The organism is Actinoplanes regularis (assembly GCF_900188005.1).
Taxonomy (GTDB): domain Bacteria; phylum Actinomycetota; class Actinomycetes; order Mycobacteriales; family Micromonosporaceae; genus Actinoplanes; species Actinoplanes regularis.
The window spans coordinates 1-23,008 of record NZ_FZNR01000012.1 but is presented as its reverse complement, the minus strand read 5'-3'; the positions used below and the strand labels follow the sequence as shown (position 1 = coordinate 23,008).

26 protein-coding genes and 3 pseudogenes are annotated in these 23,008 nt (G+C 68.2%); 14 read left to right on the top strand and 15 right to left on the bottom strand.

What is annotated here, in order from left to right:
• Window positions 1-119 precede the first annotated feature (119 nt).
• Complete coding sequence (locus tag CHC09_RS27570; protein WP_143232588.1) at window positions 120-1,109, top strand: GNAT family N-acetyltransferase; 990 nt, start codon at window positions 120-122, stop codon at window positions 1,107-1,109.
• Between the two features lie 92 nt (window positions 1,110-1,201).
• Window positions 1,202-2,398, top strand: a complete 1,197-nt coding sequence (locus CHC09_RS27565) for a glycoside hydrolase family 130 protein (protein WP_089296131.1) — start codon at window positions 1,202-1,204, stop codon at window positions 2,396-2,398.
• A gap of 27 nt (window positions 2,399-2,425) precedes the next feature.
• Here the strand turns inward: CHC09_RS27565 and CHC09_RS27560 are convergent, their stop codons facing one another.
• Entirely contained in the window at window positions 2,426-2,788 is a 363-nt protein-coding gene (locus CHC09_RS27560) for a VOC family protein (RefSeq protein ID WP_089296130.1), read from the bottom strand.
• Between the two features lie 85 nt (window positions 2,789-2,873).
• Here CHC09_RS27560 and CHC09_RS27555 point away from each other — a divergent pair, with 85 nt between their 5' ends.
• The gene (locus CHC09_RS27555; protein WP_089296129.1) at window positions 2,874-3,413 is read left to right on the top strand and encodes a hypothetical protein; all 540 of its coding nucleotides are present in this window, start codon (window positions 2,874-2,876) and stop codon (window positions 3,411-3,413) included.
• Window positions 3,414-3,548: 135 nt separating this feature from the next.
• On the opposite strand, the gene CHC09_RS27550 is transcribed toward CHC09_RS27555, so the two are convergent.
• From CHC09_RS27550 to CHC09_RS27540, 3 genes are all read right to left on the bottom strand, one after another.
• Window positions 3,549-5,138, bottom strand: a complete 1,590-nt coding sequence (locus CHC09_RS27550) for an FkbM family methyltransferase (RefSeq protein WP_089296128.1) — start codon at window positions 5,136-5,138, stop codon at window positions 3,549-3,551.
• Window positions 5,139-5,340: 202 nt separating this feature from the next.
• Window positions 5,341-6,924 carry a cellulase family glycosylhydrolase gene (locus CHC09_RS27545; RefSeq protein WP_089296127.1) on the bottom strand — a complete coding sequence of 528 codons (1,584 nt, stop codon included), beginning with the start codon at window positions 6,922-6,924 and terminating at the stop codon, window positions 5,341-5,343.
• A gap of 121 nt (window positions 6,925-7,045) precedes the next feature.
• Complete coding sequence (locus tag CHC09_RS27540) at window positions 7,046-7,717, bottom strand: hypothetical protein (RefSeq protein ID WP_089296126.1); 672 nt, start codon at window positions 7,715-7,717, stop codon at window positions 7,046-7,048.
• A 106-nt stretch (window positions 7,718-7,823) separates the two neighbouring features.
• Here CHC09_RS27540 and CHC09_RS27535 point away from each other — a divergent pair, with 106 nt between their 5' ends.
• From CHC09_RS27535 to CHC09_RS27520, 4 genes are read left to right on the top strand one after another with little or no spacing between them, the layout of a single operon-like run.
• Window positions 7,824-8,954 (top strand): sensor histidine kinase, encoded by a 1,131-nt coding sequence (locus tag CHC09_RS27535; RefSeq protein WP_089296125.1) that lies wholly within the window; start codon window positions 7,824-7,826, stop codon window positions 8,952-8,954.
• On the top strand, window positions 8,942-9,616 hold the full coding sequence (locus CHC09_RS27530; RefSeq protein ID WP_203833234.1) for a response regulator: 675 nt from the start codon (window positions 8,942-8,944) through the stop codon (window positions 9,614-9,616). The genes CHC09_RS27535 and CHC09_RS27530 overlap by 13 nt, the downstream gene beginning before the upstream one ends.
• A 36-nt stretch (window positions 9,617-9,652) precedes the next feature.
• The gene (locus CHC09_RS27525; RefSeq protein ID WP_089296123.1) at window positions 9,653-10,237 is read left to right on the top strand and encodes a TetR/AcrR family transcriptional regulator; all 585 of its coding nucleotides are present in this window, start codon (window positions 9,653-9,655) and stop codon (window positions 10,235-10,237) included.
• Window positions 10,234-11,058, top strand: a complete 825-nt coding sequence (locus CHC09_RS27520; RefSeq protein WP_089296122.1) for an alpha/beta fold hydrolase — start codon at window positions 10,234-10,236, stop codon at window positions 11,056-11,058. The genes CHC09_RS27525 and CHC09_RS27520 overlap by 4 nt, the downstream gene beginning before the upstream one ends.
• Here CHC09_RS27520 and CHC09_RS27515 read toward each other — a convergent pair.
• The 8 genes and pseudogenes from CHC09_RS27515 to CHC09_RS27480 form a co-directional block, all read right to left on the bottom strand.
• Window positions 11,048-12,112 carry a DUF2293 domain-containing protein gene (locus CHC09_RS27515; protein ID WP_089296121.1) on the bottom strand — a complete coding sequence of 355 codons (1,065 nt, stop codon included), beginning with the start codon at window positions 12,110-12,112 and terminating at the stop codon, window positions 11,048-11,050. The genes CHC09_RS27520 and CHC09_RS27515 overlap by 11 nt on opposite strands.
• An 11-nt stretch (window positions 12,113-12,123) precedes the next feature.
• Window positions 12,124-12,690, bottom strand: coding sequence for a TetR/AcrR family transcriptional regulator (locus CHC09_RS27510; RefSeq protein ID WP_089296120.1), 567 nt, complete (start codon window positions 12,688-12,690; stop codon window positions 12,124-12,126).
• Between the two features lie 11 nt (window positions 12,691-12,701).
• Window positions 12,702-12,899, bottom strand: a complete 198-nt coding sequence (locus CHC09_RS27505) for a hypothetical protein (RefSeq protein WP_089296119.1) — start codon at window positions 12,897-12,899, stop codon at window positions 12,702-12,704.
• Window positions 12,896-13,273, bottom strand: a pseudogene (locus CHC09_RS27500) (carboxymuconolactone decarboxylase family protein); the annotation flags it as partial. The pseudogene CHC09_RS27500 and the gene CHC09_RS27505, both read right to left, overlap by 4 nt.
• Window positions 13,274-13,318: 45 nt before the next feature.
• Window positions 13,319-13,600 (bottom strand): annotated as a pseudogene (locus CHC09_RS27495) (ISKra4 family transposase); the annotation flags it as partial.
• 207 nt (window positions 13,601-13,807) lie between these two features.
• Complete coding sequence (locus tag CHC09_RS27490; protein ID WP_089296116.1) at window positions 13,808-15,301, bottom strand: FAD-dependent oxidoreductase; 1,494 nt, start codon at window positions 15,299-15,301, stop codon at window positions 13,808-13,810.
• A 217-nt stretch (window positions 15,302-15,518) separates the two neighbouring features.
• A complete protein-coding gene (locus tag CHC09_RS27485) occupies window positions 15,519-16,268 on the bottom strand; it encodes a TetR/AcrR family transcriptional regulator (RefSeq protein WP_089296115.1) in 750 nt (249 codons plus the stop codon).
• A 196-nt stretch (window positions 16,269-16,464) separates the two neighbouring features.
• Window positions 16,465-16,758, bottom strand: a complete 294-nt coding sequence (locus tag CHC09_RS27480) for a TetR-like C-terminal domain-containing protein (RefSeq protein ID WP_239138538.1) — start codon at window positions 16,756-16,758, stop codon at window positions 16,465-16,467.
• Window positions 16,759-16,789: 31 nt separating this feature from the next.
• Here CHC09_RS27480 and CHC09_RS47855 point away from each other — a divergent pair.
• A pseudogene (locus tag CHC09_RS47855) lies at window positions 16,790-16,954 on the top strand (ISKra4 family transposase); the annotation flags it as partial.
• Here CHC09_RS47855 and CHC09_RS27475 read toward each other — a convergent pair.
• On the bottom strand, window positions 16,924-17,163 hold the full coding sequence (locus CHC09_RS27475) for a carboxymuconolactone decarboxylase family protein (protein ID WP_179277307.1): 240 nt from the start codon (window positions 17,161-17,163) through the stop codon (window positions 16,924-16,926). The pseudogene CHC09_RS47855 and the gene CHC09_RS27475 sit on opposite strands and share 31 nt — an antisense overlap.
• A gap of 102 nt (window positions 17,164-17,265) precedes the next feature.
• On the opposite strand from CHC09_RS27475, the gene CHC09_RS27470 reads away from it, so the two are divergent.
• Window positions 17,266-17,742: a VOC family protein gene (locus CHC09_RS27470; RefSeq protein ID WP_203833235.1), complete on the top strand. Its 477-nt coding sequence runs from the start codon at window positions 17,266-17,268 to the stop codon at window positions 17,740-17,742.
• 413 nt (window positions 17,743-18,155) lie between these two features.
• Here CHC09_RS27470 and CHC09_RS27465 read toward each other — a convergent pair whose 3' ends face one another.
• Entirely contained in the window at window positions 18,156-19,082 is a 927-nt protein-coding gene (locus tag CHC09_RS27465; protein ID WP_089296113.1) for an inositol monophosphatase family protein, read from the bottom strand.
• A gap of 19 nt (window positions 19,083-19,101) precedes the next feature.
• Window positions 19,102-20,235 carry a hypothetical protein gene (locus CHC09_RS27460; protein WP_143232584.1) on the bottom strand — a complete coding sequence of 378 codons (1,134 nt, stop codon included), beginning with the start codon at window positions 20,233-20,235 and terminating at the stop codon, window positions 19,102-19,104.
• Between the two features lie 392 nt (window positions 20,236-20,627).
• Between CHC09_RS27460 and CHC09_RS45450 the strand changes: the two genes are divergently transcribed.
• The 5 genes from CHC09_RS45450 to CHC09_RS27445 all read left to right on the top strand — a co-directional run bounded on the left by CHC09_RS45450 (window position 20,628) and on the right by CHC09_RS27445 (window position 22,945).
• Complete coding sequence (locus CHC09_RS45450) at window positions 20,628-20,894, top strand: hypothetical protein (RefSeq protein ID WP_143232582.1); 267 nt, start codon at window positions 20,628-20,630, stop codon at window positions 20,892-20,894.
• Between the two features lie 26 nt (window positions 20,895-20,920).
• A complete protein-coding gene (locus CHC09_RS27455; protein WP_089296111.1) occupies window positions 20,921-21,214 on the top strand; it encodes a hypothetical protein in 294 nt (97 codons plus the stop codon).
• Window positions 21,215-21,248: 34 nt separating this feature from the next.
• Entirely contained in the window at window positions 21,249-22,373 is a 1,125-nt protein-coding gene (locus CHC09_RS27450) for a radical SAM protein (protein ID WP_089296110.1), read from the top strand.
• Entirely contained in the window at window positions 22,370-22,534 is a 165-nt protein-coding gene (locus CHC09_RS46590) for a hypothetical protein (RefSeq protein WP_179277306.1), read from the top strand. The genes CHC09_RS27450 and CHC09_RS46590 overlap by 4 nt, the downstream gene beginning before the upstream one ends.
• A gap of 114 nt (window positions 22,535-22,648) precedes the next feature.
• Window positions 22,649-22,945: a hypothetical protein gene (locus CHC09_RS27445; RefSeq protein ID WP_143232580.1), complete on the top strand. Its 297-nt coding sequence runs from the start codon at window positions 22,649-22,651 to the stop codon at window positions 22,943-22,945.
• Window positions 22,946-23,008: the final 63 nt, after the last annotated feature.

Genomic DNA, 23,008 nt, shown 5'->3' with positions numbered 1-23,008 from the left:
GATGATCCGGACCTCGTACCGTCTGAACGGCCTTTTCTGATCAATTGTTGCTCGGAGTCGCCGGTTGACGACTGACGGTATTCTCTGTTTCACGACGCGATGATACGGAGAATTGCGTGATGGGTTCAGAAGAGGTGGAAATTCGACCGGCAATGTCCGATGATCTTCAAGAAATCCTGGAGTTGGCCCGGAGTAGAGCCCTGGATGTAACGCCCAGGGAAAGTGCGATGACCGATGGATTCCTGGTATCGGATTTCGATATCGGCGACTACCGGAGACTGCTTGAAAGGGCGGAGTACTTCTATGTCGTTCGCGTGCAGAAGCGGCTGGCGGGGTTCGTCATCGCGTACGGCAAGGATCGCGTGCAGGGCGATGAATGGCTGAACGTACGCCTGGGGGACTTCTTCGACGACTTCATCGTCATCAAGCAGGTCTGTGTCTCACTGGGCCACGCCGGGCAGGGTATCGCTTCGCTTCTTTACAACCGCGTCATCGATCGGAACCCGGACATCAACATAGCTGCCGCGGTCGTCACGGACCCTGAGAACCGCCCGTCGACCGGCCTGCACCGAAAGCTCGGTTTTCGCCCGGCGATCTCCATGACACCTCCCGACGGACTCCCGAGAACGGTGTGGGTCCGCCTGCCGCGTAGCACGCGAATGCTTGAGCAGCAGCTGCACCTCGCCGTTGATCTCTACAAGCACGAGGATCTGCTGAACTGGCAGAAACTCAACAACTTCTTCTACGTCACCGTCGGTCTGGCCGCGCTGTGCGGTATTTCGCTCGGCCTGAAGAACAACGATCTGCAGCCGCTCATCCTCCTTCTCACCAGTCTGCTGGGAATGGTGTCGGCGGTCGCTTTCTCGGTGACCCTGGGTGCCGGCGTCTTCTATCTGCAGTGGCGCAAGGAGGCCATCGCGCACTTGGAGCGAGTTGCCGAGATGAAAGGTGGAACGGTGGTTCTGTTCGGCAGAAAGGGAATAGGGCGCCGACGCCTTGCCATTCTCGCAAAATCGCCGAGCAACTATGTGCTGCGAGGGATCCCTGCTTTTATAGGAGCCGGATGGCTGATTCTGGCGATCGTTCAGACTGTCGCGATGGCGTTCTGAGAAGCTCTGCGGGCCGGTAACGGTCTGCGGGAGCGGCGGGAGCGGGATACCGGCCGCATGGCGGGCCGTACCGGCATGCGGGGGTCGGCGGGATGCCGCGGCCGGCCGCGGAGTTGGACGGGCAGCGGATTCTCTCGTATTTCGCTGCTGGGCAGGGTGGCTGGCGTAGCGTCGCGGTGGTGGAGCGCAAGGTCGAACTGGGGCACGGTCGTGGCGGCGTGGTCTCGCTGAACGAGCCGATGCTGCGCTGCCCGGACAATCCGGTGCTGACGGCACGGCACGTCAACGAGGTGTGGACCGATCCGCATCGCCAGGTGGTCACGGTGCACAACGCCGGCGCGGCGGTCGTCGGCGACGAGACGGTGATGATCTTCCGGTCGCATCTGCGCAGTGGGGTCAGCGTGATCGGAGTGGCCCGCAGCGCCGACGGGATCTCCGGGTGGCGGGTCGATCCGGAACCGCTGCTGAAGCCCGCCACCCCGGAGGACGCCTTCGCGCCGGGCATCGAGAAGTCCACGATGGTGCGGCTCGAGTCGGGTGGGGTCGAGGACCCTCGGATCAACGTCGTCGACGGCGAGTACGTGATCACCTACAGCGGCTATGACGCGCAGATCCGCAACCAGGTGCGGGTCTGTCTCGCGGTCACCGAGGACTTCACCAACGTCGTACGTCATGGGCCGGTCCTCAAGCGGGACATGCGCAACGTCGTGATCTTCAGTGAGCGGATCGGCGGCCGGTACTTCGGGCTGTTCCGGCCCAACGACGTGCTGCCGGGCGATACCGGGGGCACCTACACGCAGATCCGCATCGGGTCCGCCGTCGACTTCCGTTCGGGGGATTGGGAGATCGACGACGAGCCGATCATGCGTACCGGCTGGGGGCCCAGCGCGTTCTCGGACAAGATCGGGCCGGGCGCGCCGCCGATCCGGACGTCCGCCGGTTGGCTCGACCTGTTCCACGGCGTGCGTACCACCATGGACGGGAATCCGTACGTCCTCGGGATCGCGCTGCACGACCTGGACGATCCCCGGCGGGTCCTGATGTCCAGCATCCCGGTGCTGTTCCCGACGCGGGCCGACTGCCAGGTCGGGGAGTCCGATTACGTGCACGTACCCAACGTGGTCTTCTCCTGCGCGATGGTGCGGCGTGCGGACGGCTCGCTGCTGGTCTACTACGGCGGCAACGACACCGTGATGAACGTGGCCGTCACCCACGAGGACGTTCTGGTCGAGCTGTGCCGCCGCTACGGACAGGACCCGTTGACCGGCGAACTGCTCTACCCGATCTGAACCGGGTGGCCCGGCTGCCGGTCCGGCTCAGCGGCCATCGGGCAGGGAGTGCGCGACCGGGTGGCGGGGCTCGTACAGACCGAGCCGGCCCCCGCCGGGCAGTTCGATGCTGGTCAGCAGGCCCCATCCCCGGTCGCTCGGCGGCTCGGAGAACTCGACCCCGCGCTCGCTCAGCTCGGCCATGGTCTCGGCGAGGTCGTCGCACATCAGGTAGAACTCGTGCGCCGGCGGTCCGTCGGCCGGGTGAACGGCCAGCTCCCCGGGCGGGGTCTTGAAGATGAGCCAGCCGCCGCCCGCGTCGACGTGCGGGTATCCCAGCACGTCCCGGAAGAAGGCCCGGTCGGCCTCGGCGTCGCGGCTGTACAGGATCACGTGCCCGCCGTTGATCACTTCCTGATGTTAGACCCCGATGGGCCGGACCTTCGACGTCTTCGGCCGATGCTTAATCGGTGGACGCGGCTGCGAGGATTGCCGCATGCGCAAGATTCCGACGCTGTTTCAGCGTGACCCCGAGGACCGCAAGCGGGTGCTGCCCACGGCGAATCCGGAGTGCCGGTGGGTGCTCGCCGGAGAAGGCGTCGCGACCAGGAAATACGACGGGACCTGCGTGCTGCTCGACGAGGACGGCACATGGTGGGCGCGGCGTGAGGTCCGCCCCGGGCGCACCCGCCCGCCGGGCTACCGCCCGGTGATGACCGACGAGAACACCGGGAAGACCGTCGGCTGGGAGCCGATCGCCCAGTCCTCGTACGCGGTGTGCCACGTCGAGGCGGTCGCCCGGTCGGCCTCCTGGCGGCCCGGCACGTACGAGCTGATCGGTCCGAAGATCAACGGCAATCCGGAGCGTACGGCCGGTCACGAGCTGGTCGCACACGCCGACGCCGACCGCTTCGACGTCCCTCGTGACCTGGACGGCCTGCGCGAGTGGATCGTTGCGCACCCGCAGTACGAGGGCATCGTCTGGCACCACCCGGACGGCCGCCGCGCCAAGATCAAGTATCGCGACTTCGCCTAGATCACCTAGTTCCAAGGGCAAGCCGTGTCCGAGCGCGGCGCTTGGAACAGGTCCTCCAGCGGCAGCGAAGCCGATCCCCGGTCCGGGCCGTGTCAGAGCCCGGACCGGGAGATCGTGCAAGCCGAAGTGGACGCGTCAGGGAACGGCGCGCTCGACGGTGCACCCCGCCAACTCGGCGGTCCGGTCACGCACGGCCGTCCAGAACCGCTCGTCCGGCACCTCGGGGGCGAACAGATACATCAGGTGCTCGTAGGTGCGGTCGCCCTCGATGGTGTCCCGCTCCAGGTAGGGCACCTCGGAAGTGACGTGGTACCAGTGGTAGCCGAACGGGGCGACCACCTTCTCGAGCCGGTCCTCCCCACGGCCGGCCAGCACCTCGCACAGGATCCACGGCCGGTGCTCGGCGATCGTCGCCGCGGCGCCGGCGAGCACGTCCGGTTCGGTGGTCTCGGTGTCCACCTTCATGACCGCCGGCACCATACCGGTCCGCGCGGCATAGGAGTCGAGCGTCTCCACCGTGACCGTGAACTGCTCGGACGACTCGCGGAAACCCTTGGCGAGGGAGTTGGACGTGTCCGAGCTGTCGGACATGTAGAAGGTGGCGGTGCCGTTCTCCGCGCCCAGCGCCAGCGTCTCGACCGAATAGCCGAGCTGGTTGTCGGCGGCGAACCGGGCGGCCACCTCGGCGAGCTCGGGGGCCGGCTCGAACGCCCGCACCGTGCGGCGGGTGAGCGCGCTCGCGATGCCGGCGTAGATGCCCACGTTCGCCCCGATGTCGAGCACCTCGCCGGGGCCGGCGACATCGAGCGCGGCCAGGAAGCAGGCGAAGGCCGCCGGCTCGTAGGCGGCGAGTCCCTGCTGGGACAGTTTCCTCGGCACCAGCATCCGGGGCGGGGCGGTCATGGTGATCCGTGCCGGCGCGGCGTGCCGGTCCGGTGCCGCCGAGGGCAGCGCGATGGGCACCACCCGGTCCGGCACGACCCGGGCCGCGGGCCGCGCGGGAACGGGCTGCGCGGGAACGGGCGCGCCGGTGGGCCGGGAGCGGCCCTCCCGCCACAGGCGGGCCAGACCGGCCGGCACGCTGACCGCCGCCTTGGCCGGATTCCGGCTACCCGCCACCAGCACCTGCCCGGCCCGGAAGGCGATCGAACCCTCTATGGTGGCCAGCCGCTTGCGGGTCTTGGCAAGCTGGCCCGTCGACTCCCGCAGCGCCTCGGCATGTTTCTCGGCGATCTGCTCCAGATCGGCGATCCGCTGGTCGCGAACGTCTTCGCCATGAGGGTCCCAGCCGCTGCCGGGCGGGGGGAAGACGTCGGTCCGCTCCACGAGCACCGCGCACTGCACACCGTGCGGGCTCGCCTCGTCGATCGCTACCACGGCCACGCACTGGCAGCCGGCGGAGGCCAGCGGGCCGGGCAGTCCCCGGGGGAGCAGTTCGGCCGCCGGCCAGGTGGTCAGCAGCAGGGCCCGCGCACCCAGCTTCATCCTCCGCAGGGCCGGAGCCAGCTGCTCCGGACCGGTGTCATCCGGCGCCTTGTCGCCCAGCAGCGCGACCATGAGGGTGCCCGGGCCCAGCTCGAGCTTCTCCACCTCCACCAGCGTGCATCGCTGCTGCGGGAGGCTGTCGGGCACACCGAGATGGTGCAGAACGTCGGCCGCCGTCGACGTCGTGTCGACGAGTTCACGGATCTCACCCGTGAACGGCAGGACTTCGGAGATGAGCATGAAAGGGCGAATCCTCTCTCAGCCAGCCAGCTTTGGCGGCCCATCCTATGCCCGATCCCGGATCATGGGAGTCCGTGAACCCGTCCTACCCAGTTTTATTTTGTAACTGGTTTTTCGTAGCCCGGCTTATCGGGTTGAAAGGTGAAAGATGAAGCGTGCGACGGGCCGGAGCCGGTGCAGGGCGCCGGCCCGTCGTCGTAGGTCAGCCGCAGGCGGAGCCGTTGAGCTTGAAGCCGGTGGGGGCGGCGGCGTTGCCGGTGTGGGTGGCCTGATATCCGATGGTGGTCGAGCCTCCCGCCGCCAGGGCGCCGTTGTAGCTGGCGTTGGTCGCGCTCACCGTGCCGCTGGCCGGGGAGTACGTGGCGCTCCAGCCCGAGGTGATCGTCTGGCCGGTGGCCAGGGTGAACGTCAGGGTCCAGCCGTTGATGGCGGCGGTGCCGGTGTTGGTGATGGTGATGTTGTTGGTCAGGCCGGTGTTCCAGGCGTTGACCGCGTTGCTGACCCGGCAGGTGCCGCTGGGACTGGTCGTCGGTGTGGTGGTCGGCGGCGTGGTGGGTGAGGTGGTCGGTGAGGAGGTCGGCTGGCTGCCGGCGGCGTTGATGATGGCGGTGATGATGCTCTGCTGGGTCACCGTGACGGAGCTGCGGTTGAAGAGACCGAAGCCGTGCTGTCCGTTGTAACCATTGTCCCAATAGGCGGTGGCTGCTCCGTATTTCTTCGCGGTGGACACCAGGGCGCGCGCGAAATTCGCCCGATAGGTGTTGTTCGCCGAGTCGTAGGAGGTCTTGTCGATCGAGCCGTACTCGCCGACGAACACCGGATAGCCGCGTACGACGAAGGCGTCGTACATCTTCTTCAGCATGGTGTCCATGTAGTCTTCCTGTCCCCAGGTCGACTTCTTCGCCGGGTTGGTCGCGGCCGATCCCCACTGCGTGATGTTGCCGTCCTCCTGGCCCGTGAAGTCCCACGGGTCGTAGTAGTGGACGGAGATCATGAGCCGCTGCTCGCTACTGGGGATGGAGCTGGACCGATACTGGTCGGTGGGGAGCACGAAGCCGTAGTTGCCCGCGGTGTACTCGATGTTGGTGTTCCAGCCCGGGACGAGCAGCCAGCGTGAGGCGTTGGTGCCGCCGGTCTTCCGGACGGTGTCCACGAAGATCTGGTTGTAGGCGTTGATGTTCGAGTAGCACGCCGAGGTCGGGTTGCCGTACTGCCCGTCGAACTCCTCGTTCATGGACTCGAAGATCAGGTGCTCGTTGTAGCTCTGGAACTTCGTCGCTATCTGCTGCCAGACCTTCTGGTACTTGTCCTTGATCGTCGTCTGGTCGGAGGAATCGCAGATCAGCCAGGAGCCGGTGACGGTCTTGTAGCCGTCGCCATGCATGTTGATCAGCACGTAGAGGCCCTGGTTGTAGGCGTAGTTGACGACCTCCGCGATCCGGTTCAGCCAGGCGGAACCGACCGTGTAGTTCGGGGCGGCCCCGATGTTGCCCAGGTAGGAGACCGGGATGCGGATCGTCTTGAAGCCCGACGCCTTCACCCGGTCGATCAGGGCCTGCGTGATGACCGGGTTGCCCCACGCCGTCTCGCTGGGGATTCCGTTGTTGCTGGCCTCGAGCTGGTTTCCCAGATTCCAGCCGGCGCCCATGTCCGCGACCAGCTGAGGAGCGGTCAGCTGGGCCGTGACGTCGGCCGACGCCGGCCTCGTCACGCCGTACACGGCTCCGGCGAAGGCCAGGGTGGCGGCGAAGAACGCGAGCCCGGCCCTCCTTACTGTCGAACTCATGGCTCTTCCTCTCGTACGGTCTCGAGCGCTGGAACCGGCGGTGACTCCGGTCCGCGCCCGGCGAGAAGTGTCGTCACGGGCGCGCCAGCCCAATCATCGAAGCGCTTCGATGGCCGTCCGGTCAAGAGTTGGCGGAGCCGGGATCTGACCGTGCTGCCCCCGGAACGGGCCGGCCGGTCTCCCTCCGCTGGTGAATCGCGAGGAGGGCGGCGTTCGGGAGGACACACCACAGCAGGACGACCACGCCGAGGGCGGCGAACGTCGTACCGGTCGGGGCATCAGTGAGCAGGGAACGGGCGTTCCCGAAAGGGGTCAGCCACCGCACGGCGCCGCCGGGGGCGATCACGGTCAGCACGGCCGTCACGGTCATGGGTATGACGATCGTCGCCGCCATCGCCACGAGAGGACGGCGCGAGAGCAGGCCGCACGCGGTGCCGACCAGCTGCGCGATCAGCTGGACCAGCACCGCGGCCAGGACGAGCCAGGCCGTTCGGGGCGCGGGCGGCCAGGCGCCGCCGGTCAGGGCCGTCGCGAGCGCGGCCAGCAGGCTGCCGGCCAGGGCGAAGCCGGCGGCGAGGGCCAGTGCGGCGAGCAGCCGGGTCGCGCGCCGGTGATCGGCGCCGGGGCGTGACGGGCCGGTCATCGCCAGGACGCCGAAGAACGGCACGAGCACTGACATCGTCAGCTGTACGGGCGCCAGGACCGCGCGGAAGCCGGGGGCCGAACGGGCGGCGAGCCCCGCAGCCACCGCACCGAGCAGGAGGGTCGCCAAGGTCAGTCGCTTGTGGGTCATGCGGTCAGCGTGCGGGCGCCGGCCGATCCTGTCGTCGGCGGATGGTCACCGGCACCTTCGACTTTGGTAGGGGGTCGGCGACACGCGGTCCCACTAGCCTGATCGCATGACCGGGACCGGGGTGCGGGACGTCGTCGCTGTCGGGGCCGCGCTCGGCGGCGGGGCGATCCTGGTCGCGGTGGGCGACGCCACCGGGCCGGTGCCGGGTCTGGTGCCGTGGCAGGTGGACGTCGCGATCGGGGTCCCGGCGTGCTTCCTCCTGCTGCTGCGCCGGCGGTGGCCGCTCGGGCTCGCGGTCGTCGTCGTACCGCTGAGTGCCGTCTCGATCATGGCGAGCGGAGCGGTCCTGGGGGCGATCTTCGGGCTGGCGCTGCGCCGGCGGACGGTCGTCGCCGTCGGGTTCGCCGTGGGGTATCTCGCGACCACCCCGATCTACCTGCTGCTGCAGCGGGAGCTGCGGCTTCCGGTGTGGACGGATGTGGTGGTCCGCGGGGTGCTGGTGACGGCGGCGGTCGGATGGGGGCTGTACGCGCGGGAGCGGTGGGCGCTGATCCAGCACCTCGGCGAGCGCGCCACCCGGGCCGAGAACGAGCAGGCGGCGCGGGTCGCCCGGGCGCGGCGGGACGAGCGGGACCGGATCGCCCGGGAGATGCACGACGTACTGGCCCACCGGCTGTCGATGATCAGCCTGCAGGCCGGTGCCCTGGAGTTGCATCCGGCGCTGACCGCGGATCTGCACGCCGCGGCCGGCGCGATCCAGACCGGCGCCCACGAGGCCCTCGACGAGCTGCGGGCGGTCATCGGGGTCCTGCGGCACGACGCCGGAGACGAGCCCGAGCCGCCGCAACCGGGCCTGGAGGCGGTCCGCGACCTGGTTGCCGACGCCCGCGACTGCGGCGGCGACGTGCGCTTCGACGACCGGCTCGGGGCTGCGGGAACGCCGCCGGGCGCCAGTGGCCGGGTCGCGTACCGGGTGGTGCAGGAGGCGCTGACGAACGCGCGCAAGCACGCGCCGGGACGCCCGGTCGAGCTGGTCGTGGCCGGCGGACCCGGGGACGGCCTGCGGATCGAGGTGAGCAACCCGGTCCCGGAGGGCGGCGTCCCCGGTTCGGTGCCGGGCAGCGGGCTCGGGCTGGTCGGCGTCGCCGAGCGGGTCGAGCTGGCCGGCGGGCGGCTGGCGCACGGCACGGCGGCCGGACGGTTCCGGCTGGAGGTGCTGCTGCCGTGGCTGGCGTGACGGGGCGGCCGGTGCGGGTCGCGGTGGTCGACGACGATCCACTCGTCCGCAGCGGGCTGCGGCTGCTGTTCGCCGGCCGGCCCGACCTGGAGGTCGTCGCCGAGGGGGCGGACGGCACGGAGGTCGCCGGAATCGTGGACGCTCATCATCCGGACGTGGTGTTGCTCGACGTCCGGATGCCGCGCGTCGACGGGCTGGAGGCGGCGGAGCGGCTGTGCGCGCGACCGCGTCCCCCGTACGTGGTCATGCTGACCACGTTCCACGCCGACGCGTACGTGCTGCGCGCGCTGCGGGCGGGAGCCAGCGGATACCTGCTCAAGGACGCCCCGCCGCGGGAGCTGATCGACGCGATCCGGCGGGTGGCGGCCGGGGAGCCGATCCTCAGCCCGGCCGTGACCCGCCGGCTGATCGAGCAGGTGGCCGACCCGGTGAGCCACGACCGGCGGGTTGCCGCCCGGGCCCGGCTCGAGCGGGCGACGGACCGGGAACGCGAGGTGGCGGCGGCCGTCGCGCGGGGATTGTCGAATGCCCAGATCGCCGACGAGCTCGGCATGGGTGTGCCGACCGTCAAGGCGCACGTGTCGCGGCTGCTGACCAAGCTCGACCTGGACAACCGGGTGCAGATCGCGCTGCTCGTCCACGACGCGAGCCTGCTATCCTAGGACCCCTAGGAAAAACCCAAGGCTTATGAGGTTGGTGTGCCACGTCAAGGTCTGACGACCGAGCGGGTCTCGGCGGCCGCGGCCGAGCTGGCCGACTCGCTCGGGCTGGAACGGCTCACGGTCGCGGCCGTCGCGCGCCACTTCGGAGTCGCCGACGCGAGCCTCTACGGGCACGTCCGCAACCGCGAGGCGCTGCTGCATCAGGTCGCGGTGCGGGCCGCCGCGGCCTTCGCCGACCGGCTCGCGCTCGCGGTCGCCGGCCGCTCCGGCCGGCAGGCCCTGATCGGGTTCGCCGACGCCTACCGGGCCTTCGCGGTGACCCACCCCGGGCAGTACGCGGCGACCCAGCTGCAACTGCCGCCCGAGGTGGGCAGGAACTCGAGCGGACACCTGCGCATGATCGAGCTGAGCTACGCGACGCTGCGCGGGTATGGGCTGGTGGAGCCCGACCTGACCGACGCGATCCGTCTGCTGCGGAGCACGCTGCACGGGTTCGCGACCTTGCAGACGGCCGACGGGTTCGGGCACCCCCGCGACCTCGATACCTCGTGGCGCCGGGTCCTCGACGCCATCCATGTGGCCCTGGGCAACTGGCCCACCGCAGACGAGGAGGAGCGATGAACACCGACGAAGAACTGATCCGGTCCGCGGACGGCACCCGACTGGTGGTCCGGCGGGCCGGCACGGGCGATCCGGTGGTCCTGCTGCACGGCTCCGGCGGCGGCCTGCACTCCTGGGCGCCGGTCGTCGAGCGGCTGGCCGGCTCGTACGAGCTGTGGATGCCGGCCCGGCGCGGATACGGTCCCAGCGACGCCCCGCCCGGTCGCAAGTCGTTCAAGGACGAGGTCGCCGATCTGGTGGCCGTCATGCAGGCGGTCGAGCGGCCGCTCCACCTGGTCGGCGGCTCCTACGGCGCCACCCTGGCGCTGCACGTCGCGGCGGCCGAGCCGGACCGGCTGCGCTCGCTGGCCGTGTTCGAGCCGCCCCTGTTCGCGGCGGGGCAGTCGCTGCGCCCGCTGCTCGACCGCTACCGCGCGGCCTTCGAACGCGACGACGCGGCCGAGATGTTCACCGTGCTCAACGAGGTGACCCGGGTGCCGCCCGCCGTCGTCGCGGCGTTCCAGGCCGCGGCCGGCGACCGGCGGCCCGACCCCGTCGAGGCCCGGCGCTCGGCGCTCGGCTGGCTGCACGACCTCGAGGCGCTGGCCGACGACGGTACCGACGTGTCCCGGTGGTCCTCGATCACGGTTCCGACGCTGGTGATGCGGGGCGCCGACACCTGGGAGCCGATGCCCGCCACGATGGCGGCTCTGACCCGGGCCCTGCCCGCGGCGCGCCGGGTCGTCTGGCCGGGCCAGTCGCACTTCGCCACGATGACCGCCCCCGACCTGGTCGCGGACACCCTGCGCGAGTTCTTCGACGAGTTCCGGCCTACGTGGTGACCGGGCGCCGCCACTGTTCGAGGACCCGATCGATGTCCTCGCGGATCTGTGCGCGAGCCTGCTCCCGTGGCACACCGGCCATCAGCAGCGCGTCGTAGCCGGTGTCCTCGTGCCGCACCGACGCGACCACGGCACGGGTCACGGCGTCCGGGTCGAGGGCCCGGCCGGCGGCGCTGCGGCCCACCCGGCCGCTGCCCCGGGTGCCGGTGTGCCGGCTGATCGCCGTGGCGCGCGGCGGCGGGCAGCCCGGGAACAGCCGGCCGATCTCCTCGGCCAGTTCCTGCTGGAACGACTCGTCCATGGACTCCCGGCGCTGCCGGTCCCGCTCCCGGCGGCGGGCGCGGGCCTCCTCGTCGGAGAGGCACTGCTGTTCGGCCTGGTCGACCGCCGCCTGCTCGACCAGAAGTCCCTGCCGCTCGTGGCGTTTGCGGGAACGGCTGAACCGCACCACGACCGCCGAGAGCCGGCTGGCCTGTTTCGCGCGTCGGGTCAGCGCCGCGTCACCGGCCGGCAGGAACACCAGGTGATCGAAGTCCGCGCAGGTGAGACAGATCGGTCCGGCGTCCTCCATCATCAGCAGGTCGGCGCCGGTCTGCCCGCAGCCGGTGCAGGTGAAGTCCCGCAAGGGCTGCACCACCACCAGGTCCGGCGGCTTGCTCTGCCGGGTGGTCAGCCGTTCCCGCTGTCGTTCCGGCAGGTCCGCCGGCGTCCAATGGGTCCGGTACGCCGACTCCAGCGCGATCCCTCCGTCGGCGGTGAACCGCAGCGGGCGCCGGTCGCGGGTGGCGGCGAGATAGTCCACCTCGCTGGGACGCAGGCCCTGACCGGCCACCCAGCGATGGAACACCTCCAGCGCGTCGGCGAGCCGAGCGGATGTCACCGCCGCGGCCGCCTCCAGGTGCGGGATGCGGCCCTGGCGCCAGTCCGTCACCAGCCCGGGCGGGATCCAGCCCATCGCGGTCAGTACGTCCAGCGGACTCACGTGACGCTGGCGCGTCAGCGCCTGCTCGGCCGCGGTTACCACCCGGCGTTCCAGCTTCGTAGCGGGCTGCATGGACGGCCACGCTACCGGTCGCGGGACACGGACAGCAGGCCGGCGGCTGTGGACCGGGCCAGCTTTGCCGCGTTCGGGGTACGTTCGCGTAGCGCGGTGACGATCGCGCCGTCCATGAGCATGACCAGTTGCGCGGCGAGCGGTCCGTGCCCTTCGTGCCCGGCCCCGGTGAGCAACCCGTCGACATAGGCGATCACCGCCCGCTTGTGCTTGTCGGCGACGAGATGGGCCATGCTCTGCGGGTCGGCGGTCTCCACGATGGTGTTGATGAACGCGCAACCCCTGAAGTCGTCACGGGCGAACCGCTCGGCGAGCGCGTCGAAGACCGCGAGGGGCCGGTCCGCCGGTGCTGGGGCGAGCCGCTCGACCGCTTCCCGCAGCCATTGCCGCCAGGCCTGGTCACGGCGCTGCAGCACGGCCACGACCAGGTCGTCCTTGCCGGGGAAGTGCCGGTACAGCGAGGCGCGGCCGACTCCCGACTCGGCCAGGATCCGCTCGACACCGACCGAGCGGATCCCGTTGGCGTAGAACAGCCGCTCGGCGGTGTCGAGCAGTCGGTCACGGGCACGGGTGGGCATCGGAGCGAAGCTTAGCCGCGCCGGCCGGCCGGTGCCGATGCGCGGGTGGCGGCGCGGGCCTGGGCGTAGGCGTTGGCGACCGCGTACGCCGCGACGGCGTACGGCACCGCCGGTGGATGGCCGCTGACGATCGCGCCGGTGCAGGCGGCGGCGAGCAGCGTCGCTCGTACCACCGCGCCGTTGGAGCGCAGCTCCCAGAGGGTTTTCATCGGCTCGGCACCTCCATGGCGACCGGCGGGAAGTCGAGCTCCGGTTGCGCCAGGTGGTTGAAGGCGTTGGAGAGGAAGTTGAGCGCGACGTGCGCGACGATCTCGGCCAGCTCCGGGTCGGTGACGCCGGCGGCCCGGGCCTTGGCGAGTTCCTCGTCGCTGACCCGCCCTCCGTCGCGCAGTACCGCGCGGGCGACCTCGAGGATCGCGGCGACGTGCGGGTCGGTGTCCTCACCCCGCCTGGTGCCGACGATCTCCTCGCCGGCCGCGCCGAGCTTTTCCATCCGCGTGGTGTGCGCCGCCACGCAGTACGCGCAGCCGTTCTCCTGCGCGATGAGCAGGGCGAGCTGTTCGCGGACCCGGGCGCGGAGGACTCCGCGGGGGGTGCGTTTCTCTCTGAATAATTTTCTCGATCTTGGTCAGGCTGCCAGGTCGTATTGGTGCTGGTAGCGGCTGGTGTGGGTGCGTTGGTGTTCTTGCTGGAGGTGAAACTTCCAGTAGGCGGGGAAATCGCCGTTCGTGATCACGGCTCGCAGTAGGAGTACGGCCTCGGCGCCGGACAGACTCCAGCGGGTGCCGGTGATCGCCAGGCGATCTTTAACCAGGTAGCGGCAGATCCCCTCGATCACTCCCGTCGCGATGGGCCAGCCCATGGTCAGCGCGATGCGGTAGATGAGGTAGGGCTGTTTCGCGGTGAGGTAGTTCAAGTTCCGTAAGAAGCCCGTCGAGATCACCGCAGTGCAGTGGACCGGCGACAACCTCGACGAGGTCCGCGCATTCACCGGCACAGGCAAACTTCGACGCCATCGACGTCGAGGACCGGGCGAACTGTGACGACCGGGACGCGACCGGCACCGGTCATCAGGAGACGACCGTCCCTTGTAGTGCGGAGCCGATCGAGCGCGCGGCTATGCGGATGCTGGCTTACCGAACCAGCGGGACACGGCGTCGTCGAATGTGGCGTCGTCGCCGGTCCAGGCGATGATGCCGTCTGGTCGGATCAGTACGGCGTCGAGGTCGAGGTCATCGCGGGCTGGGCTGCCCACGTACCGGATCTGGTCTTGACGGTCTGCCACGGTGGTGTGCAGGCGGCGATCCGGAGTGAAGTCGAGGAGAACGCCGCGTCCGTCATGCATAAGGTCGCCGAGGCGGGTACCGTCCTGCAGGCGGAATTCCGGGACGTTGCGGCCGATCAGCGGTGACGCGTCGCCGAGGTCGTAACGCAGTGCCAGGCCCGTCATATCTTCGAGATGGCTGAATACCTCGGTGGTACCGGCGCCAGTGGTGATCAGGGTGCGGACCAGGCGCTGGATTGCCTGCGAGTGCGCATCCGGGCGCATGACCGCGACTTGGACTCGCGTCCAGTCGACGACCTGTTGCCCGATCGGGTGCCGCTCGACGGTGTAGCTGTCGAGCAGCCCGTCCGGGGCGTGGCCGAGCACGGTTGCGGCGAGTTTCCAACCCAAGTTGAGGGCGTCGCCGATACCGGAGTTCAGGCCCTGCCCACCCAGGGGCGAATGGATGTGAGCGGCGTCACCGGCGAGGAAAACCCGTCCTCGCTGGTATGTCGTGACCTGCATCGCGCGGTCGGTGAAGGTTGTGGCCTGCTCGACGTCGGTCAGACTGACGTCGGTGCCGGAGATGCGGCGCAGCACCGACTGCAGGTGTTCGCGGGTCGGCTGCTGTGAGCGGTCGTAGGCGCCGCCGTCGAAATCCATCATGCCGATGTATTTCTCACCGCCGGTGCGCAGATACATGCCGTTCGGGGTCAGGTTGAACCCGAAGCGCAGCTTCTCTGGGTCGGCGATCGCGCCCAGCACGACGTAGCCGGTGAACTGCGGCTCGGTACCGACGAAGTCGAAGCCCGCGAGCTTGCGCACGATGCTGCGTCCACCGTCGCAACCGACAAGCCAGCGGGCGGCGTAGTCGTGGTCGCCCGCCCGCGCGACCACACCGTGCCCGGTCTGCGTGATCGCTGAGACGGGGGCACCGCGACGGATCCCGACGCCGAGTTGGATCGCGCGTTCGGCCAGGACGGACTCGACCGCCGCCATGTTCGTGAGGATGCCTTCCGGTGCTGGGCTGGGCAACCGGAACGGCAGTGAATCGAAGTCGACCTGGTTCGGGTCGAGCAGGATGCCGGCGAAGTGCGCCGCGCCGCGCATCGGGCCCGGATACTCCTTGACGTTGGAGGCTTCGAGCAGCGGTTGCAGCATCCCGCGGCGGTAAAAGGCCTCGACCGACCCTGAGGACAGACCTCGGATGCCGAGGGGGTCCGACTTGAACGGGGAACTGGCCCGCGGCTCGCGTTCGAGCACCATGACCGAGCAGCCCGCGAGCCCGAGCTCGCAGGCAAGGAGCAGACCGACCGGGCCGGCGCCCACGATAACCACGTCATGCATAGGAATTCCTTCAGGTAGCGACGAAAATGAGGCGTCAGGCGAACAAGGGGAACCGCTGGTGTCACTCACCAGGCGGTGTTCTCGCCGACATGAGAAACCGGCCGACTGTCGATGTCGGACGTCGGTGGATAAGCGGGAACGCAGGCGTCGAAGGTCCGTTGGGCCGGGGTAGCGGCGGCGAGCGCGTGCACCCTCCGGGTCGAATCGTCGTCTCGTCTCAGCTGTCAACCTCGTTGTCGTGTTCGTGTCCTTGGGGGAGGTTGCCGAAGAGCAGGTTGAGAGTGAAGTCGAAGCGTTCGTGCCCGTCGCCGGAGGTGATTTCGGCGGCGTGGGTGGCAACGATGGGGAACTGCTCGGGGGGAAGCATGGACAGCTGCGCGGTGATCTTGTCGTGGATGTCGGCGGCGGCAGTGCCCGCGTCGCTGTGGGCGCGGCGGGGTGCGGTGACGCTGTAGGCGCCTATGTATTGAAGCGCGGCGTCGATGGCCCAGGCCGAGTACCGCAGGGCGATACCGCCGCTGGCGAGGACGGCTAGGAGGCCCTCCATGATGCGCAACGTGTCGGGGGTGCTCGGGGCCGTGGCGAGGGTGGCCCGCCAGATCCCGGGGTAGCGCAGGTACTGGTCGCGTAGTTGCCCGCAGACGTCGATCGCCTGGGTCTTCCAGTTTTCCGGGTCCGGGATCGGAATCCGTACGCGGGCGCAGACGGCGCCGAGCATGAGATGGTCGAGCTCTTGCTTGTCCTGCACGTGCGCGTACAGGGCGCCGGGCGTGGCATGCAGTGCGGTCGCGAGCCGGCGCATCGTGAGGGCATCGAACCCCTCCGCCTGCACCAACTGCAGGGCGGCGTCGACGATGCGGGCCGCGGAGAGCGGCTCGCGCCGCTTCGCGACGCCCGACTCCAGCGCGGCGACCTGCGCCGCCCAACGCTCGTCCGGCGTGGGGCGGCTAGAGGCTTTCCTGTCCATACTGAACACTGTACATTTTTCTAAACACTGTTCAATAGACTGAACGATGTTTTTTACCGGCACGAAGCTCAGGTCGATGTGGAGCGCAAGTCAGCGGGTTGGGCGATCGGTATGGACAGTGCGCCGACGCCGACGCGCTGTCTTGGGCGAGCGCAGACCGCGGGACGCGCACGGCGTCGCGGTCCTCGCCTGTGGATCACCTGTTCTCGGTGCTGGAGCGGCGAAGGAGCGGAAGGGCGATCTGGTCGAGGATCTCCTCGACGACCGCGTCGGGCACGGGTTGCAGGGTGGTCAAAATCTCGTGGCGAAACAGGTCAAACGGCAGCGAGGCGAGCCGGGGCGAGACGACCGCCGGATCGACTTCACCGCGTTGCACCGCCCGATCCAGCAGAGTTTCCGCCGCCGACTGGCGCGGTCCCAGGACCTTGGCACGCAGGTCGGCGGGGTTGAGCCCGGTCTCCGTGAAGTAGGCGCCGAGCAGGATCGCCATCCCGGCCAGCAGGTCCGCTCGGGTCTGGTTGATCACCGGCACCCGCTGGAGTCTGTCCGGCGCCGAGGCCGTACTCCTGCTGCGAGCCGTGATCACGAACGGCGATTTCCCCGCCTACTGGAAGTTTCACCTCCAGCAAGAACGCCAACGCACCTACACCAGCCGCTACCAGCACCAATACGACCTGGCAGCCTGACCAAGATCGAGAAAGTCACTCAGACGGAAACGCACCCCTCCGCGGGTCAGCGCGTCGCGCAGGGCCAGGTAGCAGGCGAGCGCCTGTGGCCCGTTGGCGAGGGCCGCGTAGAGATTCGGGACGCGGCCGAGCTGGCGGCGGGTGTCCTCGAGCAGCGCGAGCTGCTTGGCGTCGGCGGTGTGTTCGGTGAGGAGCGGAAGGCGGTTCACCAGTTCCCCCAGACGGTACTGTTCGGTACCGTTGTCTTCAATGTGCCGCCCGCCACCTTCTGTCGATAACCCGTCGGTTATCTCCGCTTGCGAGGTCTGCCGTTGATCCACATCGTCCTGTCGGCGATCGTGGAGAAGCAGAGCTATCGGGAGGTACGGATGAAGTTCACATTGGTCGGTATGGCGGTCGCGGCGACGACGCCCGCCACGAGCGCGGCGTGGTTCGCCGAGCACTTCGGATTCGTCGTCGGCATCGATCTGGGGTGGTACGTCAACACCCAGCACGGCGAGCACCCGAACCTGAGCCTGGACTTCGTGCAGCGCGACCACGAGTCGTGGCCCGAGGCGACCCGTGGCAAGAACGTGGTCGGAACACTGCTGGCGTTCCTGGTCGCCGACGTCGACGCCGAATACGCCCGCCTGTCGGAGGCGGGGCTGGAGGTGGTCAAGTCGCTGGTGACCGAGCCGTGGGGCCAGCGCCGGTTCCAGATCGCCGGCCCGGACGGGCTACTGGTCGAGGTGCTGCAGACGGTCGCGCCCGATCCGCAGTGGCTGGCCGACAACGGCTTCGGCGCCTGACGCGGCCCCGCTGATCGGGACCACTCGCCTGCGCCGCGCCAGCGCGGCGCAGGCGAGTGCGGCATGCGGATGCCGGAGGTCCTGTTCAGCCGGGTCGCAGAGGGCGGCTGGGGCTGCTGCCGTTCCCCCTTGTGTCCCCGCGGGTCGATCACCTTGCGGGCTCGGGTAGGTCATGGGGCATGCATGCTGATGGGCGCATCATCCAAGATCATGGTGGCTCACCGCTGAGGATGCCACGTCCGTGTTACGCGATCAGTTCGTCATGGCGACGCGCGTGGATACCGGGGGGTATGACCCGCTGAGGCCTAGGCCGGGGACCGGCGGACGATAGCACCTCGAAAACCGCCACGTTTTGGAGTCGGCGAGTCTTCGGCGAATCAGTCCTGACCAGGGGAAATGTGCGGCAAGGGCGACTATTCGAGGGTTGAAAGGATCTCCTTGGCGAGGTCGAGACTGCCAGCGGCTACAAATTGCTGTCTCCGGTCCATCGCCTTGGCTACCTCCGTGAAGGAGCCGAAGCCGTAGTCAAGTGACACGGGCTGTCCTTTCAGATCAAGAACTGCTCCGCCGGAGGCATGCAGGATGTAGTGGCCTGGTGCTAGATCCCAGACGGCGAAGCCCTTGGCGAACTCGATGACGGACTCGGTCATGCCGGCGGCGACATGGCACAGGCTGACGGACCCGAAGTCGACGCCGATTCGGCCTCGGCTCTTTCCGTCCGGGCCGGGGGCGTCCAGGGCTTCCATGAGTCGGGTCTGCTGAGACAGGGGGATGAACCGGTCGCCCACCTTCATCAAGAAGTTGGTGACCAGGGATTCGGAGAGCATCTTCTCCGAACGCTGCTTCAGCTCGAACGCGTCCGAGTCCGCGGTGATGACGAATGCGCGATCAGCGCCCTGGTCGTCGCGTGCGCCGACGTAGAGCTGAAGGTGATGGAAGATGTCGCCCACCACGGCGATGATGGGCTGAGCTGCTGCGCGCGAGTAGACCATGACGTGCGTGTAGCCGAGCAGGCCTCGGACGGCCAGTTCGCTCGTGTCCAGTGGATCGACGAGCACGCACAGGTCGGGATCGGGGTGCTCTCCGATGACTTCCGGTTCTGCTTCCTCTGAGGCGTAGACGAACGAGCCGAGGATGGGTGTCAGGAGCTCCCGGTACCGCCGGTGCATCCACAGGTCGTGCTCGGAGAGGAAGTTGTTCTCGTGGCGCAGGTTCTCGCTCTCGCCGCGCCTGCCGGTTAGAGCTGCCTCGATGAGTCGTGGCCGCAGTTCCAGCATCACACCTCGCACTGTCTCGGCGATCTCCCGAGCGAGGGGTGGGATGTCGTTGGTCTGCTCCATCGGTTCGTCTCCAGTCCTCTCAGCGCAGCTCTAACGGCGGTTCGATGCCGGGCGGGCTCATCGTCGCCGCGATGAACACCGCCTCGAAGTTCGCCGCCTGCATGATTCTTGCCCCGGTCAGTTCCTCGAAGGTCTCGACTTCGAGCGTGTTGCCCTTCGTCATGGCTCCGAACACAGCGAAGTAGAGTTCGGCACCGGGGTATCGCTCGCGTAGCTCTCGGGCGACCAGTCCGACCACGTCAGCATGCTTGACCTCGAAGTCACAGATCACGATGACCGGGGCCTCCGGTGCGGCCGGGAAGTGCGATTCCGGTGCGAAGCTGATTTCGTTCCGCACGCTTTTGCATCGGAGATACCCGATCGAGCATCGGTTGAACTGAGCCGACGCCAGGAAGGTCGCCATCACCAGGCCGGCCTCGTTGATGCCGAAGCAGATGTCAGCGTCGAGGCGGCGGCCGAGGCTTTTGATCTGCGTCATGAGGCGTTGGATCCCGAAGCCGAACGTGTTCCAGGTGAGGTCGAGCAGGTGACCGGCGTTCGGGTTGGGGAGCGAGAACGCGCAGATAGCAGGGTTTCCGTTGGCGATCGTCGGCACCAGCAGGTTGAAGTCCGAGCCGATGATGTTGTCGACGTCCGGCGACCCATCGACCACCGCGTTCCGTACCCGGAGCGAGTCGCTTGTCGCTGAAATGGAGGAGCGGCCAGCGGCCATCTTCAACGCCAGCTGGTCTTCTGGAGGCAGCTTCTCGTATGCCTCTTGCACCAGGTCGCCCGGCGAGATCGCCTCGTCAGCCGTGCCATGTGGACCGCGTCCGTAGGCCGTAGCCAGGATGAGCAGGCTCGCGTACGAAGGCGGTGAGCCGGCGCCAGCGCTGCCACGCGCTCGTGCCCAGGTCTCCCAGGCGTTGATCGTCGTACCGCCCAAGGTGGTTTGGTTGCCCGCGGCCTCGTTGTAGCGCGCTGCGGCCTGGTCCTGCGAGAGCCCTACGGCGTACCGGAATGCCTGGATGCTGGGTAGATCTTCGTGCCGCTCCATCAGCTCGCGAGCCGCTACTTTGACTGATCCGTACTCGAAGAAGAGGGCTCGGCCTTGCCGTGCAAGCTCGCGCCCGCGCTTCTGTGGAGATTGGTTCTGCTGCGTTGCGGTGCCCATGGTGGCCCTCCGTCGCACGACGCACGGCTGCGGTCTTCACTGATCGTGACGGTCACCCTACTGTTGCCCATCCTGATGGGCAATGAATGTCACCGTGCCGTATATCCGCAGGTCAGGGCTGCCCAGAGATCCGGTCGTCAATGGACCTGCTCGCAGGTGTGCCCACCCGCCTGCAAGTGCGACTGTTTGTACAGCGTTGACCTTGCGTAGTCGGCGCCCAGGGTCTCCGCTCGCCGTCCCAGCATCGAGGCGAGGGCGGCGAGCGGTCATCAAAGGAGGGTTCAGGGTGTCGGAGCCGCCGAGCATGCATGCGCCTTTCCGTCCGGACTGGAGCTGCAAGGCGCCGGGCTACGACGGAACGACGGGGTACATCCGGCGTGAGGAGGTGGGCAGTGGATCGCCGCGTTCCGCCGGCCAAGCGTGAGGTCCTGCCCGGCGTCACTCTGACGGTGAGCGTCATGGGCGGCTATTCCATCGAGCGAGACGGCGAATACATCGGCTGGATTCATGCCAGCGTCGGAGATCACTGGAATGCCTACGTGAGGCGATTAGGAAGCAGCGGTGACCCCCTTGGCCGCTACCCCCAGGACGAAGCCGTGAGAGTCGTCGTGGTCGCCTGGGACACGGGCGTGGCCTTGCCGAACGGGTGCCGATCATGACAGAGAGGCGAGAGTACTCACCGGCTGTGCTGGTGCATTCGGAGTCGTGTGCCGACGTCGCGAACCTTCGTGCGAGTGGGGCGGCCCTGATCCCGATGGTGACGCCGGCCATCGCTCGCGCGTACCGGAACGCCCGGATGCATTCGTGCTACCACTTCACGCTGCAAGCGCGCGGCGTCGTGGAGGCCATGCAATACCCGCCGCATGCATTCGAGGAATCCACGGTGGTGTACGAGGACGCGACCATGCCGCTTTGCAGGGTGTGCATGGGGACGCATGGCGCTCTCGACCGGCTGATCCTGCCGCCGGGGGTGCGTTAACGACCGCTCTCCATCTCCGAGTCAGGAGGATCGGATGCACCAGGCCATCATCAGTCCGCAAGAGGATCTGTTCGTTGCCGTACGGGCTGGTCGGCAGGAGGCTATGCAGCTTTCCTCTGCCTACTACGCCGAGCTTGCCGACCTGTCGGACACGGATGGCATCGTGCCGGACTGGTTCAGCGATGCCGCGCGCCGAGCTTGGCAGATCGAGCTGGCCGGCCTTCCCGTCAGGGACGTGCTCATGGTGCGTCCGCCATCGGTCTCTCCCGTGACCTACAGCCGGGCCTCATGGGAGATCAACAAGGGCTGCAACTTCTCCTGCGAGCACTGTTACCTGGAGCAACGCCCCTTCGCGGGCTTGCCCCTGCCGGAGAAGCTGAGGCTGCTCGGCATGCTCCGCGACATGGGCGTGATCTGGTTTGAGATCACCGGCGGTGAACCGCTCATCGACCAGGACTTCGTGCCTGCGTACCAGCACGCCCACGACGCCGGGATGATGATGGAAGTCCTGACCAACGGGTCCCGGCTCTACCGTGACGAACTGCTCGACGCGTTCACGGCACGTAGACCGCACAAGATCACCGTCTCCATGTACGGGGCAAGCCCGGAAACGGCCGACGCGCTGACGCAAACTCGTGGCGCGTTCAAGAACGCCTACCGCGGCCTGGTGGCCGCTGCCGGGGCCGGTCTGCCCCTTGAAGTGACGCTGATCGTCACCAAGCACAACGTCGAGGAACTCGACGAGATGCGCGCGATGGTGCGTGACCTCGGCCTGCCGTTCAAGGAGTACGCCTCCATCTCGCCCACCTACACGGGCAAGGGCTCGACGCTGGAAGCACAGGTACCCAGCCTGATCGGCAAGAGCGACGTCTTCCAGGGCTGCCCAGCCGGTCACACGTCCTTCCACGTCGACCCGCTCGGCTTCACCACGATGTGCAAGGTCGGCCGCGACGACCCCATCAATTTGATCACCGAGGGCCCGCTGGGCCTGCTACGTCTGCCCTCGGTCGCAGACGCCCAAATGCTTCGCACAGGTGGCTGCACCGGCTGCAAGCTGTCGGCCACCTGCCGGGTATGCCGACCCATGGCGCGCGTGTACCAGGAAGCGAAGGCACCGCTCAGTCACTACTGCCAGCACGGCATGAAGGAGGAGTCATGAGCACTATCCCCGTCGAGATCATCAGCCGTCCACCCATGGCGGGCAACGCCGCCAAGCAGTTCACCTCGAAGCGCGAGCCGGCCGGGGTCATCATCACCCAGATCGACGCTCTGACCATGGGCAACGAGCGCGGTTGCGGCGACGACAACCCGTACAACTGAGGTAGCTGACCACTGCCCCGGAGAGCTGACGTGCCATGGCGCGGCGCTCCGGGGCTTGCCCAGAGGACTGACGTGCCCATTAGCCGCATCTCCTACGCCGACCTACCTCATGCCGTGCGCCTCGTCGTCGAGGACACCACGGGTGCTTGCGAGGTAGCGACCTCGGTCACCGACGGCCTGAACAGCGCGGTTGCCGCCAAGCTGAACTGCTCAAAGGGCACCTTCTTCGTCAAGGCCCTACCGTCCGATCACCGCTGGGTCTGGACGCAAGCGCGAGAAGCGGAGGTCGCTCCGTTCGTGAGTCAGGTCGCGCCATTTCTGCACGCGCGGATCGTCGGAGATGGATGGGATGTTCTTGTCTTCGAGGCGCTGGAGGGGCTGAGCCACCCCCGCTTTCATGGAGCTTCATGATCATGGTCTGATGGCCATGGGGAGGAAGCATCCGTGGCACCACCGAAGAAATACCCTGATGAG

Bases quoted from the DNA above. Each gene is read 5' to 3' on its own strand.
- CHC09_RS27570 (WP_143232588.1), top strand. From the start codon at position 120: ATGGGTTCAGAAGAGGTGGAAATTCGACCGGCAATGTCCGATGATCTT.
- CHC09_RS27565 (WP_089296131.1), top strand. From the start codon at position 1,202: ATGCCGCGGCCGGCCGCGGAGTTGGACGGGCAGCGGATTCTCTCGTAT.
- CHC09_RS27555 (WP_089296129.1), top strand. From the start codon at position 2,874: ATGCGCAAGATTCCGACGCTGTTTCAGCGTGACCCCGAGGACCGCAAG.
- CHC09_RS27550 (WP_089296128.1), bottom strand. From the start codon at position 5,138: ATGCTCATCTCCGAAGTCCTGCCGTTCACGGGTGAGATCCGTGAACTC.
- CHC09_RS27545 (WP_089296127.1), bottom strand. From the start codon at position 6,924: ATGAGTTCGACAGTAAGGAGGGCCGGGCTCGCGTTCTTCGCCGCCACC.
- CHC09_RS27540 (WP_089296126.1), bottom strand. From the start codon at position 7,717: ATGACCCACAAGCGACTGACCTTGGCGACCCTCCTGCTCGGTGCGGTG.
- CHC09_RS27535 (WP_089296125.1), top strand. From the start codon at position 7,824: ATGACCGGGACCGGGGTGCGGGACGTCGTCGCTGTCGGGGCCGCGCTC.
- CHC09_RS27520 (WP_089296122.1), top strand. From the start codon at position 10,234: ATGAACACCGACGAAGAACTGATCCGGTCCGCGGACGGCACCCGACTG.
- CHC09_RS27515 (WP_089296121.1), bottom strand. From the start codon at position 12,112: ATGCAGCCCGCTACGAAGCTGGAACGCCGGGTGGTAACCGCGGCCGAG.
- CHC09_RS27510 (WP_089296120.1), bottom strand. From the start codon at position 12,690: ATGCCCACCCGTGCCCGTGACCGACTGCTCGACACCGCCGAGCGGCTG.
- CHC09_RS27505 (WP_089296119.1), bottom strand. From the start codon at position 12,899: ATGAAAACCCTCTGGGAGCTGCGCTCCAACGGCGCGGTGGTACGAGCG.
- CHC09_RS27490 (WP_089296116.1), bottom strand. From the start codon at position 15,301: ATGCATGACGTGGTTATCGTGGGCGCCGGCCCGGTCGGTCTGCTCCTT.
- CHC09_RS27485 (WP_089296115.1), bottom strand. From the start codon at position 16,268: ATGGACAGGAAAGCCTCTAGCCGCCCCACGCCGGACGAGCGTTGGGCG.
- CHC09_RS27480 (WP_239138538.1), bottom strand. From the start codon at position 16,758: ATGGCGATCCTGCTCGGCGCCTACTTCACGGAGACCGGGCTCAACCCC.
- CHC09_RS27465 (WP_089296113.1), bottom strand. From the start codon at position 19,082: ATGGAGCAGACCAACGACATCCCACCCCTCGCTCGGGAGATCGCCGAG.
- CHC09_RS27460 (WP_143232584.1), bottom strand. From the start codon at position 20,235: ATGGGCACCGCAACGCAGCAGAACCAATCTCCACAGAAGCGCGGGCGC.
- CHC09_RS27450 (WP_089296110.1), top strand. From the start codon at position 21,249: ATGCACCAGGCCATCATCAGTCCGCAAGAGGATCTGTTCGTTGCCGTA.
- CHC09_RS46590 (WP_179277306.1), top strand. From the start codon at position 22,370: ATGAGCACTATCCCCGTCGAGATCATCAGCCGTCCACCCATGGCGGGC.